Below are 1,687 nucleotides of genomic sequence, written 5' to 3' on the forward strand. Positions count from 1 at the left end.
ATTTCATTTTCTTAACAACGACTGAACATGATTTTTTATGAAAACAGATACCGTAGGCGTATACATTCCGAACAAGAGGATCATTCATATAAACTATTGCATATCCTTTTTCAGTGATCTGTTCCACTGCTTTTTGAGCAGCAATCAATCTTGCCCCAAACGGCTTATCAGTCTGTTTAAGTTCCAGAATAGCCACGGTGTCACTGTTTTTTGAAGCAATTATGATATCAACGTAACCATCCCCAGATTCAAAATTGGACTTATGCTCCTCAATGAATGACGTGCCGTTCACCAGTAATCCGTTCATGAAGCCGTGATAGTAGTTTTCCTTCGGAGCATTGACTGAAAAATCTCTGATTGAAACGTATTTGCCAAGGAGCGTATTAAGGTTGTCCTGAACCTTTTCGGCATCACCTTCAAACAAACCTTTTACCAGTTCACCGGTACTGGCTTTCATGACGGAATTGGTCTTAAAAAACGAAAGAATTTTATCTCTGAAACAGTCTCTTATTTCTTCATTAGGAATGTACAGGCTGTATTCATTCTTTTTTGATGAACGGTATGTAGGATCAAAGGTGAGATACCCGGTATAAAGCAGCAGAGTCCAGAAATCATTTATGTCATGGTTCTGCAAATCACCGTAGCACAGGGTGGCTCTTACTTCCGCAGTTATTGATTTACCATCCAGAAGATCCTGCATCAGCTCAACGTCTTCAGGCTCGATAAAGCCCATGAATTCTTCGATTACATCATTACCGCTGGTGTTTATCCAGTAGTTGCCGGCCTGAATGAGATTTTTGTCTTTACTCAGTTTTCTGTAGTTGTCATTACAGAAGTTCATTACATCCCACGGACAGTACATATGAGTTGTTCCAAAATGGTACCCGTCGTAATTGTTTCTTACATCTTCGTAATAGTCAGTAAGACCGTAATATGAAAGAACTCCTTCGGACTCTTCTTTGGTAAAACCTATCCCCCGGGATATATCGTCATCTCCGGAATCAAGAATCGAGCAGACCATGAGATTATTAAGCCCTGTAAAAATACTTTCCTTAGCTGCTCTTAAACATCCGGTAAGCACAGCTCTGTCAAGATACAAATTGGTCTTTAAGGCATTGCTCAGGAACGGACTGATGATGTCAATCATTTCCCTGTAATAGCCGTTATGGGCCGCCTTGGCGATAGGTACATCATATTCGTCAATGAGCAGAATAGGCTTGATTCCGTGGTGTTTATAAAGAAACATCAGCAGGTTGCTTAATGAATTTTTAATTTTATTTTTGTTTTTGATATCACAGATATAATCCTCATTATCAGCCACGTTTTTAAAAGTTCTGATTTCCGTATCGCTGAGCTTTGGACTGTCTGCCAAATAATTGAAAGAATTGTACAGATTGAAAATAATACTGCCAAACTGTTCATAGGCTCCGATAAAATCATTACCGGAAACTGCCTTCAGGGAAATAAAGATTACCGGAAACTTCCCCATGTACTTGCTGCAGAATTCCTTATCCTCAAAAATTTTGGTGCCCTTGAACCATTTTTCCTGAAGTGACACATCGCCGGGATTTTCGATATTCAGAGACAGAAAGTCATAGAAGGTGGACATGGTGAGAGTTTTACCGAAACGTCTCGGTCTGGTGATAAGCATTACGTCCGCTTTGTTCTCCTTAAACACGGTTCTGAT

Annotated in this window: 1 protein-coding gene; it reads right to left on the reverse strand. The window is 39.9% G+C overall.

The features are described 5' to 3' along the window. The coding region (locus F557_RS20415) for an AAA family ATPase (RefSeq protein ID WP_019003120.1) at positions 1 to 1,687 on the reverse strand (1,687 nt) is incomplete at both ends.

Origin of the sequence: Succinimonas amylolytica DSM 2873, from assembly GCF_000378405.1 — a bacterium.
Classification (GTDB): Bacteria; Pseudomonadota; Gammaproteobacteria; order Enterobacterales; family Succinivibrionaceae; genus Succinimonas; species Succinimonas amylolytica.